Consider the following 12974-nt stretch of genomic DNA (forward strand, 5'->3'; position numbering starts at 1 on the left):
GCAGCCTACCGAGGAGATTCGCCGGAGGGAACGGGGTCCCGGACGCACGGACGCCCCCGCCCGGGTCGGGGCGGGGGCGTCCTCAGCGCCCGGGGGGAGAGGTCAGCTCGTGGCGAAGGCGCCGTCCGAGGAGAAGATCAGGCCCACGCTGATCGAACCGTCACGCAGGCCGCTCTTGGTCAGCGGTCCGCCCTGGTCCAGCGAGGAGAACTTGCCCACCGACAGCCCGTAGGTCTTCTCCAGACCCGGCTTGCAGAACGGACGCTGCTCGCACTCCGGCGGGCCGCCCAGCACGGTCGCGCTGCCCGAGCACTTCGCGGCCAACTCGGACAGGGTCCGAACGCCGTACTTGTCAGCGAAGGCCTGGGTCACCGCGAAGGCGTTCTGGTCCTGAGCGGCGGCCGGGGTGCCGAAGGTGAGGCCGGCCTTGTCGCCCTCGGTCTTCAGCGCGGTCACCGTCGTGTTGATGTCGGGCGAGGAGATCGGCTGGGCGTTGGCGCCGTTGGCCTTGGTGTTGAGGAACTCGGCCATGGTCGCCGCGTACTCCGGGACGACCTGGATCTCGCCCTTCTCCAGCGCCGGCGCGTACAGCTCACGGTTGCCGATCTGCTGCACCTTGACCTGGTAGCCCGCGGCGGTGAGCGCGATCCGGTACAGCTCGCCCAGGATCTGACTCTCGGCGAAGTTGCCGGCACCCACCGTGATGTCGCCGCCCGGGCCCTTGGCGATGCCCGCAGTGAGGTTGTTCGCGCTGGCGAACTCCTCGGCCGCCACCTTGGGGGTCTTGCGGTCCTCGTTGACGGCCTTGTTGAGCTGGATCAACTTCGGGGTGTCGAGCGTGGTGGAGACCTTGTCCAGTGCGGCGATCAGCTGCGGGTTGGCCGCCTTGCTGTTGACCGCGGGAATGACGTTGTCGGAGTTCTGGAGCTTCTTGTCGTCCTGCAGAGCGATGAGCTGCTGACCGGCGACCGGGGCGCACCCGGCGCCGGAGGCGCTCGTCTGCGGTGCGTCGGTGCCGGACGAGCCGGCGCCACCGCATCCGGTGAGGAGTGCTGCCCCGGCGACGACGCCGACAGCGCCGATCGCCAGACGTGAACCTGCGCGCATGTGCCCGCCTTCCGTGTCCCGGCGCGGCCCGTTCGGGCCGGCCGCGTGTCCGACGGGCGATCCTGACTGTCGGCCGCCCGCGAATGTCCACCCAACATCCTCCGGAACCGACCGACAACCTGAGGTGGACTTCGTCACCGCATCGTCACCGATCGGATGGATGCGGGTCGTCGGCTCGACGCAGGGCTCACCCGGACGGGTCAGGCGTTCCCGGTGGCGTCGGCGGGCCGGGGCCGTCCGAGGCGCTGCCGGCCGCGCCGCAGTGGCCGGGGGGTGACCAGTCGTTCGACGCCGCCGAGGACCACCTCGGCCAGCAGCGCGAGCCCGGCCACCAGCACACCGCCGGCGACGATCTGACCCCCGCCGACCGCAACACCCAGGCCGAACCCGGTCCGGATGATCTGGCCCAGGCCGCCGCCGTTGACGAACGAGGCCAGCGCCGCGGTCGCAATCACCTGGACCGCCGCGGTCCGGAAACCGGCCGCCAGGTACGGCACCGCGAGCGGCAACTCGACCCGGCGCAGCAGCTGCCCGCCGGACAGGCCCATCCCCCGGGCCGCGTCGCGGGCCTCCGGGTCCACCTGCCGCACCCCGGTGTACGCGTTGGCCAGCAGCGGTGGCACGGCGAAGACGGCCAACGCCACCACGACCGGCGTACGCCCGAAGCCGCTGGCGAAGACCACCGGCAGGATGGTCAACAGCGCCAGGGTGGGGATGGCCAGGGTGGCGTTGGACACCAGCACCACAAGGCCACCGCCCCGGCCGAGGTGCCCCAGCCAGAGCCCGACCGGCCAGGCCACCAGGCAGCCGAGCGCCACCGCCATCGCCGAGATCGTCAGGTGCTCACCGAGGCGGTCCAGCATGCCGCCGGGGTTGGTCCAGTTGAGTGGGTCGTTGATCCAGACGATCGCCTGGCCGATCGGGTTGTCCGCGACGCTCACCGTGCCCTCCGGGCGGACCAGGGGGTCACCAGCCGGGCGACCAGGACGAGCAGCAGGTCGAGCACGACCGCAAGCGCCACGCAGAGCAGCGCGGCGGTCATGATCTCAGCCTTGTAGAGGTTGTTCTGGAAACCCGCAAAGATCAACTGCCCGAGACCGCCGTGCCCGACCAGCACCCCGACTGTGACCAACGCCACGGTCGAGACGGTCGCCAACCGTACGCCGGTGACGATGCCCGGCAACGCCAACGGCAGATCGATCCGGAACAGCCGACCCCACCGGCCGTAGCCCATGCCCTCGGCGGCCTCGCCGACCTCCGGAGGCACCTGGTTGAGCCCGGCCACCACATTGCGCACGATCAGCAGCAACGCGTAGAGGACCAGCCCGACCAGCACCGTGGTCGTCCCGGTGCCCAGGTAGGGGGCGATGAACGCGAAGAGCGCCAGCGACGGGATGGTGTAGACGACCCCGCTGACGGCGAGGATCGGGCCGGCGAGCGGCCGGAACCAGTACGCCAGAACGGACAACGGCAGGGCGATCAACACCGCGAACAGCACCGCTCGCCCGGTGAGGGAGGCGTGTTCGCGCACCGCAGCGAGGATCGTGTCAGAGTTGTCCCGCACGTACTGCCAGGAGAACCAGGGGTTACCCGGGTCGGCCCGGTAGCTCAGGCGGAAGGACATACGTGGACGTTACCCCGGAGGCCGCCGACGTGGCCGAATCCCCTCGCGCGGCGCCGATCCGCCTACAGGGCATCCAGAAGCGCTACCCGAACGGCACCGAGGCCGTCCGGGACCTCAGCCTGGACGTCCGGGCCGGCGAGCTGGTGGTGCTGATCGGCCCGTCCGGCTGCGGCAAGTCGACAGTGCTGCGCATGATCAATCGCCTGATCGAGCCGACCGCCGGCCGGATCCTGCTGGGCGACGAGGACGTCACCGACGTCGACCCGGTCCGACTGCGCCGCCGAATCGGTTACGTGATCCAGAACGTCGGCCTCTTTCCACACCAGACGGTCCGGGCCAACGTGGCCACAGTGCCGGGCCTGCTGCGATGGCCCAAGAACCAGACCCGGGCACGGGTCGACGAGTTGCTCGACCTCGTCGGGCTGGACCCGGCCGAGTTCGGCGGTCGCTACCCGCACGAGCTGTCCGGCGGCCAGCGGCAGCGGGTCGGGGTGGCGCGGGCACTCGCCGCCGACCCGGTGGTGCTGCTGATGGACGAGCCGTTCTCGGCCGTCGACCCGATCGTGCGGGCGCGCCTCCAGGAGGAGTTCCTCCGCCTCCAGGCCGAGGTCCGCAAGACGATCGTGCTGGTCACCCACGACCTCGACGAGGCCGTCCGGCTCGGCGACCGGATCGCGGTGCTCTCCGAGGGCGGGCACCTGGAGCAGTACGACACGCCTGCCGCGTTGCTCGGCGCACCCGCCACCCCGTTCGTGCGTGAGTTCGTCGGCGCCGACCGGGGCATCCGCCGGCTGGCGGTCACTCCACTGGACCGGGAGTCGCTCGAACCCGTACCCGGGGACGCCGCGGCGGACCTGCCGACCGTCGCGCTGGACGGCTCCGCGTACGACGCGCTGGCCGTGCTGCTCACCTCGGGACGGGACCAACTCGTGGTGACCGACGGCGGCCGACCGGTGGGCACGCTCAGCCGACAGCGGCTGCTCGACCTCGGCCGCCCGGCACACTGACCCGACGATGACCGGGCTGCCGCAGTCGGCGGCCCGGTCCCGCTGCCGGCGGCGGTCACGTCCAGGTGGCCGCCGGCCGTCCGGGCGACCGCGCCGACCGGCTCAGGCCCGACCGCCGAGGCTGGCGGTGCCGATGATCCACCCGGTCAGGAAGCCGTAGCCGGCGCCCGTGCTGGCATCCTGCAGGGCACCCAGCATCGACGGGTTCGGCCCGAGCAGCGCCGCGAGCACGGCGGCGAGCCCGCCAGCCAGCACGTACGCGGCCCAGCCCGAGAAGAACTGGCTGACCGAGCCTGGCACCCGGGCCACCTGGGCGGCGGGCAACAGGTAGAGCAGGCCCACCGCGAGAACCACCAGCAGCACAGCCCGTACGTCGGCGGCGAACAACCCGCCGGCCTGTCCGTCCGCGTCGAGCCGCCAGGCCGGCCACGCGAGCAGGCGCACGTAGAAGGCGGCGGCCGAGTCCGGGTCGGTCTGCGTACCGGCCCAGCTGGTGAAGGCCGGGCTGCCACAGATGCCGACCAGCAGCAACACGGCGAGAGCACCGGTGCCGGCCGCCGTGCCGTAGCGCCCGACCGGGCCGGATCGGTGCATGAGCGACGTGATCCGCCCAGGCCCCGAACCGGTCGTTCGGGCGGACCTGGGCTGCCCCGAGCGGCTCAGTGCTTCATCAGGTAGTCGATGAAGGCGGCCCGCAGCAGTGGCGCGGACTCCTCATAACCGTGACCGGTCAGCTCCCGCCACAGCGCGTTGGCCTCGTCGATCGTCGGGCCGATCGAGTTCGGTGCGCCGTCCAGCACGGTGGCCTCGTCCGCGTTCGGCAGGTGCCGCAGCACCGACCAGTAGAACTTGACGTCGCGACGCTCCCGGGCCAGGGCGAACGCCCGCTCCCGCAGCTCGTCGGTGGACAACGCGTCGAGTTCCTCGAACGAGGTTCCGCCGGGGGCGGCGGCAGGTGTGTCGGTCATGTCGCCGAGCCTAACGGTCGAGATCAGCCCCGGCCCGGCGGACGCGACGCGGCTCACCGCTCGTCGGTGTCCCACCGGCGTGGGCTGTCCTCCCAGCGCGGATCCCGCCACGGGTCGGCCGGTTGGGGCGCGGCGGGAGTCGGCAGCGTCGGGGGCCAGTTGTCGACCGGCCGCGACTGGGGCATGGTCCAACCCGTGCTGATCGTGCCGTCGCCGACCGGCTCGGGCCGGTCGGTGCTGCCCGGTCGGGGCCGCCCGAACGTCTCGACCAGCCTGGTGACCAGCAGGCCGACGCCGAGCGCCACCCCGCCGACCGCCCAGTTGCTCAACGTCCAGCCACGCTCCGGCGCGTACGTCTGGAAGAGGGTGACCACGCCGACCGCCAGCACCGTGCCGAACACCCCACCCCGACGGCCGTACGCGCTGGTGCCCGCGAGCATGGCCACCCCCACCGCCAGCACCGTCCAGTCCAGGCCCGAGGTGGGCGCGACCGCTTCGAGGCCGTTGGCGGCGAACAGCACGCCGGCGAGGGCGGCCAGCACGCTGGAACCGACCAACGCAACAGCGGTGACCATTGCGGCCAACGTGCCCCGCCGACGGGCCGGATCGGCGATCGGCCGGTACCGGCCGGCCAGCCGGCGAACAGCGCGGGTGGTGCCGAACAACCCGCCGAGGATGGCCACCGCGGCGAAGCCGGCGATGAGGTACCCGGCGTTGCGCCCCGGGTCGTAGTCGCCCTGCACCAGCACGGGCGCCGACCGACGTTCGATGTACACCACCACACCGGCAGCGCCGGCCAGGCTGGCAGCCCAACCGGGCACGTGCAGCACCACCACGACCAGCGCCAGCGCCAGCCCACCCAGCGCGGCGACGCCCACTGCCGGGCCGACCGACGCCGGCAGGCCCCGATCGCCCTGCTCGGCGTAGTGCAGGGCGGCGGCGAGCGCGATCGGCCCGACGGCCAGGTTCGGTGCTGCCGATCGCAGGCTCAGCCCGGCAGCCAGGGCGAGCAGCCCCAGGCCGACCGCGGCGACCAGCAGCGTCCGCAGGTTGTCGCCGCGCAGGGCGGCCGAGTCTTCCTGCCAGAGCAGCCAGCCCAGGGCCGCCAGCCCGGCCAGCAGCAGGAACTCCCAGCCCAGGTGCACGCCGATCCGATCCCGGCCGGGCTCTCCGTGGGTGGGGTCGTCGAAGACGTTCTCCAGAACGGCGGCAGGCACCCCCGACGAGGGTTCCGCCGACCGGTCCCGGCCAGCTTCTTCGTACCCCATACGCCGCCTCCCCAGTGGCCGGCCGTCCCCGGTCCGGCGCGCGGACGAACAGGGGGCGGCCCTTGCTCCCCGATCGCAGGCACCGTACCCGCGCCCGCAGCCGGGCGTAACCCCCTGCTCAGCGCTGGCCGGGGCGGCTCTCCCGTGGGTCCTGCTCGCGCTCGTCGTCGGGGCGTTCCGGCACCCGGCAGGAGCGTTCCAGCCACAACGCGGCACCGACCAGAGCCAGCGAGGCGAGCAGGCCTCCGGCCGCCGCCGGACGGTCGTCGAGGGCGGCGCGGGTGGTCTCCACGAAGAGCCAGCCGGTGAGCCCCGCGTAGAACCCCGCGAAGATGGCCGCGGCCAGCGCCGATGCCTTGGCCAGCACCACGAAACGGGCGACCATCAGCGGGTTGACCGGCTCCCGGCCGGGCTTGCGCTCGATCCGGCCCCGGGTGTTGATCGCGGCGTACGCCTCGAGCACGGCGAGCCCGGCCAGCGTCACCACCGGCAGCCAGGGCAGCCGGGGGATGCCGCTGTAGTAGAGAGTGCTGATCAGCAGCCAGGCCACCGCCGCGGCGGCCAGGGCGGCCACGACCAGGGTCGAGATCCGGGTGGGACCCATCCTGGACCGGTCCGGGCCCGACCCGCCCGGTGGTGGGGACTTCGCCTGCGTCATGCCGGCCGGCTCCGCTCGGTCATGCCGTCGACTCTAACGCCAACTCCGGCCGAGGACGCAGTTCCAGCGCCTCGTCCGCAGCGGGGCCGGTGGTCAGCAGGTCGGTCAGCCAGCCGTGACCGGGCAGCCGACCGTACGGCTGGATGTCGATCCACGGTCGCAGCACGAAGGCGCGCAGGTGCGCCCGTGGGTGCGGCAGGGTCAGCTCCGGGTCGTCGCTGAGCACCGGCTCGTCGTCGTCGCCCCAGACGGCGATCACGTCCACGTCCAGGGTGCGCGGCCCGAACCGCCGCTGTGGGTCACGCACGCGACCGGCCGCGCGCTCCGCGTCGCGGGCCCGCTCCAGCCAGTCGCGCGGTGTCGCGCTCTCGTCCTGGACCAGCAGCACCGCATTGAGGTACGCGGGCTGGTCGGCGTCGCCCCACGGTGGAGTCTCGTACACCCCGGAGAGCACGAGCACGGCGTCGCCGAGCGTGGCGACAGCCGTGCGCAGGTGCTCCAGACGGTCGCCCAGGTTGCTGCCGAGCGACAGAACCGCCCGGGTCACCGGGCACGCGCCCGGGTCATCGTGACGGCCACGTCGCTGAAGGTGTGCGGCACCGGGGCCTCCGGTTTGTGCACGGTGATCGTGGCGACGCCGACCCGTTCGTCGGCCAGGCAGACCGCGAGGAGCCGGTCCGCGAGGGTCTCGATCAGGTTGACCGGCTCGCCGGTCACCACGGCGACCAGGCGTTCGGCCAACTCGCCGTAGTGGACGGTGTCGCTGACGTCGTCGCTGGCAGCGGCCGGGGCGAGGTCCAGTTCGAGGACGGCGTCGACCACGAAGTCCTGCCCCTGCGCCCGCTCGAAGTCGTACACCCCGTGCCGGCCGTGGGCCCGCAGGCCGGTCAGCTGGATCCGGTCCGTCGTCATCGTTGCACCTCTTGCCGGTGGTGGTGGCTGCGCGTGCCCTGCTGGCGGTCGTGGTGCGCGCCGGCCAGGCGCGGGCTGCCGGTCGCGGCCCAGACGGCGAGCGCGTCGGCGGTGGCCCGCACGTCGTGCACGCGTACGCCCCAGGCGCCCGCGGCCACCGCCAGCACGCTGGTCGCCACTGTGGCCGCCTCCCGCTCGGCGGTCGGCCGTGGGGTGCCGTCGGGGGCGGCCAGCAGCCCACCTAGATAGGACTTGCGGCTGGCCCCGAAGAGCAACGGGTAGCCGAGGTCCAGCAGCTCCGGAAGTCGGGCGCTGAGCTCCCAGTTGTGCGCGGCCGTCTTGGCGAAGCCGAGGCCGGGGTCGACGACGAGACGGTCGGCGGCCACCCCGGCGGCGAGCGCCGCCTCGATGCGTTGGGCCAGCTCGGCTCGGACGTCGGCCACCACGTCGGTGTAGGTGGCCAGCTCGCGCATCGTGCGGGAGTGCCCCCGCCAGTGCATCAGCACCCAGGGGCAGTGCGCGTCGCGGACCACGCGGGCCATGTCCGGGTCGGCGAGCCCGCCGGAGACATCGTTGACCACCGCCGCACCGGCGGCCAGGGCGGCTTCCGCCACCCGCGCCCGGCTGGTGTCGATGCTGACCGCGACGCCCGCCGCGGTCAGCTCGCGGATGACCGGCAGGACCCTGTCGACCTCGGTCGCGGCGTCGATCCGCTCGGCGCCCGGACGGGTCGACTCGCCGCCGATGTCGACCAGATGCGCGCCAGCGTCGCGCAGACGGACGCCGTGTCCGACGGCCGCTTCGAGGTCGGCGTACCGTCCGCCGTCGGAGAAGGAGTCCGGTGTGACGTTGAGGACGCCCATCACCACCGGGCCCGGAGCCCGCACCAGATCGGTCACGACTAGACGGTACCGGTCGCGGCAGCGGCGTTCGCCGGCCCGGGTCGGGCTCCCATCACCACCCCTGACGTGCTCGTTAGAACAGGTGTACGATCGGTCATTCGGGCAGCATCGGGCAGGCCCTTCGCGGCTTGTCGCAATCCGGGGCGGCCCGTACGCTTTGGAATTGGCCAGCATCGAGATGGCGAAGCTTGGAGGGAGGGCCGAAGCGGGGGAAAACCGCCCAAACCTCGCCACCCTCCGTGGTGAGTAACGAACGCAGGGTCAAGAACGCTGCGCCCTGTGGAGCACATTTCCCGCCAGGTTCGTCCATTGCACCGCCGCGGCACCGCCGGCCGCGCTATGGGGAGGTTCCAGTGATCGCCTTCGAGCTCATGGAGACGGCGTCTTCGGGCGTCGCCCACGCGCTCTCCACTCTGGCGTCGACTCCACTCGCGGAGCCGGCACCGAAGGGGATCGACACCAACAGTGTCGTCACCTTCTTCGCCAGCAAGATCGCGCCGATCCTGCTCGCCGTCCTGGGCGTCATCTTCATCGGTCGCGCCAGCCGGGGCGAGATCTCCAAGGTGCTGACCAGCTCCGCGATCGCCATCGTCGGGCTCGCGTTCATCGCTGGCGCGGCAACACTCTTCTTCGTCGGCGATTACCTGATCGACCTGATCTTCGAATAGGCGCGTTCACCAGATGCGGCTGCGCACCGACGACGACATCTACCGGGCCCGCCTGGTCTACCTCGGGCCGCCCGGTTACACCCTTCCGGTCCACCTGCCCTACGCCCAGTACGGGCTCTTCATGCTGCTGGTCCCCCTCTACATGTTCATCCACTGGCTGTTCACGTTGACGGTCGAGCTCTTCCCGGCCTGGGAGATCGCGCTCGCCATCGTGACCACGTCGTTCATCTTCCGGCACGTCGACCCCGATCGGCCGGCGCGGGTGGTCATCCGCACCGCGCTGACCGACTGGCGACGCACCCGGGAGCCGGCGATCGAGCAGCGCGATCCGCGTCTGGTCGGCAGCCGGATCAGGATTCGGGAGGAGCTGGCATGACCGGGCGTACGCCGATCGGTCCGTCGCACGACGCGGGCGACACCGTGCCCACAGTCGCTGAGGCGGTCGCATGAGCCGCTCTTCCACGCCGGGTTCTCCGGCCGACCGCCCGGCCGGGCCGGCAGGTCACCGTGCGCACTCGTTCGACTACACCGAGGACGAGGACGAGGTGGCGCTCGACCCCGCGCTGGTGACGTCACCCGGCCACGGCGCGGTCGGCGTGTTCCAGGCGCCCCGGCCGATTCCGCGCCGGACGCCCCCGGCCGAGCCCAGCGCGGTCTCGGCCGGCGAGAACGCCGACATCGACTCCCCTTTCCTGGACCTCTTCGGCGGGGCCCGGCCCGGCGGGGCGCGAGCCGTCACGGCCGGCCCGAGCACCCGGGAGCAGCCGGCGATCCCGCAGCAGCAGCTCCCCGCACCAGCTCGACCGGCTCCCGAGCTGGAGCCACCGTGGACGCCCGACGACCAGGCCGGCGGCCGCAGTGTCGAGCCCCGACACGGCGGCGCTCACCTGGGCGGTGAGTCACGGGTGCCGCATCAGGCCGGCGATCGGCTGCCGATGGTCCGTCCGCCGCGCGAGCCCGACGTCACCCCCGACGGCACATCCGGGTCTCGGACCAACGGCCCGACGACCCGACAACCTGACACCGCACCCGCCGCACGGCCGACGGCAACGCCGTCGAGTCGACCAACGGCACCGGTGGACCAGCCAGTGTCACCGGTTGGCGGGCCAACCGCCCCGGTGGATCGCCCGGCAGTCCGCGCGAGAGCGGCCCGGCCAGCTCTGGAGGGGCCCCAGCGCCGCGCCGCCGACTCGGAGCGACCCAAGGGTGCCGGGAAAGAGGTCGCCCCACCCCGCGAACGTGGTGCCAGCCGCCAGGACCGACCGACCAAGCCGACCCGGATCCGCGCCCCGAAGATCAAGTTCGGTGACCGGGACCCGTCGGTCGAGCTGGCAATCACCGAGATCGCCGGTCACCTGACCTTCACTCCCAACACGGTCACCGCCTGGTACTGGCTGCCCGAGGTTCGCTGGGCGTTCCGCCCGGACGCCGAACGCGAAGCGTTGTTGTCGGCGATCTCCGAGCAGTACGCCGGCCTGGCCGGCTTCCGGCTGCACCTGCGCCGCACCACCCGGCCGTTCCCCGCCGACGAGTGGGCGCGCACCATCGACGCCCACACCGCCGCACCGCTCGCCGACGTTCCTGGCACCACCGGCTGGGCCGACCACCTGGTCGCCGCCCAGCGGCACCTGATGGCCGTCAACCACGCCGAAGGCCAGACCTACCTCGGTGTCACCTTCGCCCGCCGATCCCTCGGCGACTCGCTCACCGAACGCCTGCTGCGCACCTTCGGTCGGGGCACCGCCGACGGCGAACGCCGCAAGCTGGGCCGCACCGTGGAGCAGTTCGACGAGGTGCTCGGCGCATTCGGCATGCGCGGTCGCCGGGTCACCGCACAGGAGCTCGAATGGCTGCTCTACCGCTCGGTGGCGCTGTGCATGGCACCCCCCGGGCGACTCTCCCCGGTGACCAACGGGCAATGGGAGCGCGGTGACCTGCTCGCCCTGACCGAGCAGGTCGAGCGCTACCGCACCCCGTACGGCTCCACAGTCAAGCTGGTCAACCGGATGACCGGCGAGGAACGGCACGTGGCCGTGCTCGCGGTCGGCCGGATGGAGCCGCTGGAGATCCCGGAACGGCACGAGCCCTGGCTGCACTTCCACGAGCGGCTGCCCTGGCCGATGGAGATCTCCACCCGCGTCGACATCCTCGGCTCCGGCGACTCCTTCCGTAACCTCGAACACCGGCTACGGATGATCCGCTCCCAGCAGCTCGACTACGCCGAGCACGGCATCGACGCACCGCCGGAGCTGGAGCGACTGGCCAAGCGGGCGCTGGTGATCGGCGACGAGATGACCACCGGCCTGCCGGTCGACTCGGCCCGCGCGCACGGCTGGCACCGGATCGCCGTCGGCGGCCGGACCAGGGAGGAGTGCATGGAGCGGGCCCGCCGGCTCATCCAGCTCTACTCCCGGGAGCTGCGCATCTCGCTGCAACACCCGAAGAACCAGGACTGGCTGGCCCGCGAGTTCATCCCCGGCGAGCCGATCGCCAACACCGGCTACGTTCGCCGCATGCCGGTGCCGCTGCTGGCCGCCGCACTCCCCCAGGCCGCATCGAACGTGGGCGACCGGCGGGGCGACCTCATCGGCCGGACCGCTGGCACCTGCCGCCGCCCGGTCTTCCTCGACCTGCACTTCCCCATGGAGGTCCGGGAACGCTCCGGGCTCGCTGTCTTCGTCGCCGAACCGGGCGGTGGAAAGTCCACCCTGCTCGGCGCGCTGGGCTACCTGGCCGCCCGCAGAGGTGTCCAGGTGACCCTGCTCGACCCGTCCGGGCCGCTGGCCCGACTCTGCGCCATGCCCGAGCTGCGGCCGTACTCCCGGGTGTTGAACCTGACCGGCTCGGAGCACGGCACCCTGGCGCCCTACTCGCTCATCCCGACGCCACTGCGCAGCGAGTTCGGCGCCGGGGCCGCCGGTGACCGGGAGTTCGAGATCGCGGTCTCCAACGCGCGGGCCGAACGGCGAATGCTGGTCCAGGACATCTGCATGATGCTCGTTCCGCCGCAGGTCGCCCGGGAGGCATCGACCGCCACCCTGTTCCGGCACGCGGTCCGTCAGGTCCCCGCCGAGGAGACGTCCACCCTGGACGACGTCGTGAGCTGCCTCGGGCGCCTCGACGACGACGCCGGCAAGGAGCTGGCCAACCTCCTGCTGGACACCGCCGAGATGCCCCTGGCCATGCTCTTCTTCGGCCGGCCACCGGAGGGGCTGCTCGGCGCCGACGCGGCACTCACCGTGATCACCATGGCCGGGCTGCGGTTGCCCGACCTCAAGATCGAACGCGAGTACTGGTCAGCCGAGGAGGCACTGGCCCTGCCGATGCTGCACACCGCGCACCGGCTCGCCGTACGCCGCTGCTACGGCGGCTCGATGTCGTCGCGCAAGCTCGTCGGCCTGGACGAGGCGCACTTCATGGAGGGCTGGCGATCCGGGCGTTCATTCCTGGTCCGGCTCGCCCGCGACTCCCGCAAGTGGAACCTCGCCGCGCTGGTCGCCTCGCAGAACCCCAAGGACATCCTCGGCCTCGACGTGCAGAACCTCGTCTCCACCGTCTTCGTCGGCCGGATCGCCGAGGACGCCGAGATCGCCTCCGAAGCACTACGACTGCTGCGGGTGCCCGTCAACGACGGGTACGAAGCCACCCTCGCCTCACTCTCCGCCGCCGACACCAGCTCGTCCAACCGGCTCGGCTTCCGAGAGTTCGTGATGCGCGACGTCGACGGGCGGGTGCAGAAGGTCCGCGTCGACGTCTCGTACGTCGAAGGGCTCCTGGACCACCTCGACACGACGCCCGCCGCGATCGCCGCAGCGGCCGGAGTGTTGCCGAGCATCCCCCTGCCGGACCTGGAGGCGTGA

At 72.3% G+C, this 12974-nt stretch carries 14 protein-coding genes; 4 read left to right on the forward strand and 10 right to left on the reverse strand.

All coding sequences use genetic code 11. The features are described from left to right. Window positions 1–102: 102 nt before the first annotated feature. The 3 genes from FBZ33_RS29320 to FBZ33_RS29330 all read right to left on the reverse strand — a co-directional run bounded on the left by FBZ33_RS29320 (window position 103) and on the right by FBZ33_RS29330 (window position 2731). Window positions 103–1107: a glycine betaine ABC transporter substrate-binding protein gene (locus tag FBZ33_RS29320; protein WP_141911575.1), complete on the reverse strand. Its 1005-nt coding sequence runs from the start codon at window positions 1105–1107 to the stop codon at window positions 103–105. A 200-nt stretch (window positions 1108–1307) separates the two neighbouring features. Beyond that, on the reverse strand, window positions 1308–2048 hold the full coding sequence (locus FBZ33_RS29325; RefSeq protein ID WP_088950526.1) for an ABC transporter permease: 741 nt from the start codon (window positions 2046–2048) through the stop codon (window positions 1308–1310). Continuing rightward, entirely contained in the window at window positions 2045–2731 is a 687-nt protein-coding gene (locus tag FBZ33_RS29330) for an ABC transporter permease (RefSeq protein WP_099849114.1), read from the reverse strand. The genes FBZ33_RS29325 and FBZ33_RS29330 overlap by 4 nt, the downstream gene beginning before the upstream one ends. Before the next feature lie 2 nt (window positions 2732–2733). Between FBZ33_RS29330 and FBZ33_RS29335 the strand changes: the two genes are divergently transcribed. Continuing rightward, a complete protein-coding gene (locus FBZ33_RS29335; protein ID WP_141911577.1) occupies window positions 2734–3738 on the forward strand; it encodes an ABC transporter ATP-binding protein in 1005 nt (334 codons plus the stop codon). A 102-nt stretch (window positions 3739–3840) separates the two neighbouring features. On the opposite strand, the gene FBZ33_RS29340 is transcribed toward FBZ33_RS29335, so the two are convergent. The 7 genes from FBZ33_RS29340 to folP all read right to left on the reverse strand — a co-directional run bounded on the left by FBZ33_RS29340 (window position 3841) and on the right by folP (window position 8443). Beyond that, the gene (locus tag FBZ33_RS29340; protein WP_141911579.1) at window positions 3841–4332 is read right to left on the reverse strand and encodes a hypothetical protein; all 492 of its coding nucleotides are present in this window, start codon (window positions 4330–4332) and stop codon (window positions 3841–3843) included. 65 nt (window positions 4333–4397) lie between these two features. Beyond that, the gene (locus FBZ33_RS29345; protein WP_141911581.1) at window positions 4398–4706 is read right to left on the reverse strand and encodes a hypothetical protein; all 309 of its coding nucleotides are present in this window, start codon (window positions 4704–4706) and stop codon (window positions 4398–4400) included. 53 nt (window positions 4707–4759) lie between these two features. Beyond that, window positions 4760–5974: an ABC transporter permease gene (locus tag FBZ33_RS29350; RefSeq protein WP_141911583.1), complete on the reverse strand. Its 1215-nt coding sequence runs from the start codon at window positions 5972–5974 to the stop codon at window positions 4760–4762. 118 nt (window positions 5975–6092) lie between these two features. Continuing rightward, the gene (locus FBZ33_RS29355) at window positions 6093–6632 is read right to left on the reverse strand and encodes a DUF3180 domain-containing protein (protein WP_088950531.1); all 540 of its coding nucleotides are present in this window, start codon (window positions 6630–6632) and stop codon (window positions 6093–6095) included. Window positions 6633–6651: 19 nt separating this feature from the next. Next, a complete protein-coding gene (gene folK, locus FBZ33_RS29360) occupies window positions 6652–7179 on the reverse strand; it encodes a 2-amino-4-hydroxy-6-hydroxymethyldihydropteridine diphosphokinase (protein ID WP_088950532.1) in 528 nt (175 codons plus the stop codon). Further along, entirely contained in the window at window positions 7176–7544 is a 369-nt protein-coding gene (folB, locus tag FBZ33_RS29365; RefSeq protein WP_088950533.1) for a dihydroneopterin aldolase, read from the reverse strand. The genes folK and folB overlap by 4 nt, the downstream gene beginning before the upstream one ends. After that, window positions 7541–8443, reverse strand: coding sequence for a dihydropteroate synthase (gene folP, locus FBZ33_RS29370; RefSeq protein ID WP_141911584.1), 903 nt, complete (start codon window positions 8441–8443; stop codon window positions 7541–7543). Before folP ends, folB begins: the two co-directional genes overlap by 4 nt. Window positions 8444–8799: 356 nt before the next feature. Here folP and FBZ33_RS29375 point away from each other — a divergent pair, with 356 nt between their 5' ends. From FBZ33_RS29375 to FBZ33_RS29385, 3 genes are all read left to right on the forward strand, one after another. Next, the gene (locus FBZ33_RS29375) at window positions 8800–9114 is read left to right on the forward strand and encodes a hypothetical protein (protein WP_074315118.1); all 315 of its coding nucleotides are present in this window, start codon (window positions 8800–8802) and stop codon (window positions 9112–9114) included. A 13-nt stretch (window positions 9115–9127) separates the two neighbouring features. Next, the gene (locus FBZ33_RS29380; protein WP_007466101.1) at window positions 9128–9490 is read left to right on the forward strand and encodes a hypothetical protein; all 363 of its coding nucleotides are present in this window, start codon (window positions 9128–9130) and stop codon (window positions 9488–9490) included. Window positions 9491–9560: 70 nt separating this feature from the next. Beyond that, a complete protein-coding gene (locus FBZ33_RS29385; RefSeq protein ID WP_141911586.1) occupies window positions 9561–12974 on the forward strand; it encodes an ATP-binding protein in 3414 nt (1137 codons plus the stop codon).

The sequence above is a fragment of the Micromonospora sp. A202 genome (genome assembly GCF_006715105.1).
GTDB lineage: Bacteria > Actinomycetota > Actinomycetes > Mycobacteriales > Micromonosporaceae > Micromonospora > Micromonospora zamorensis.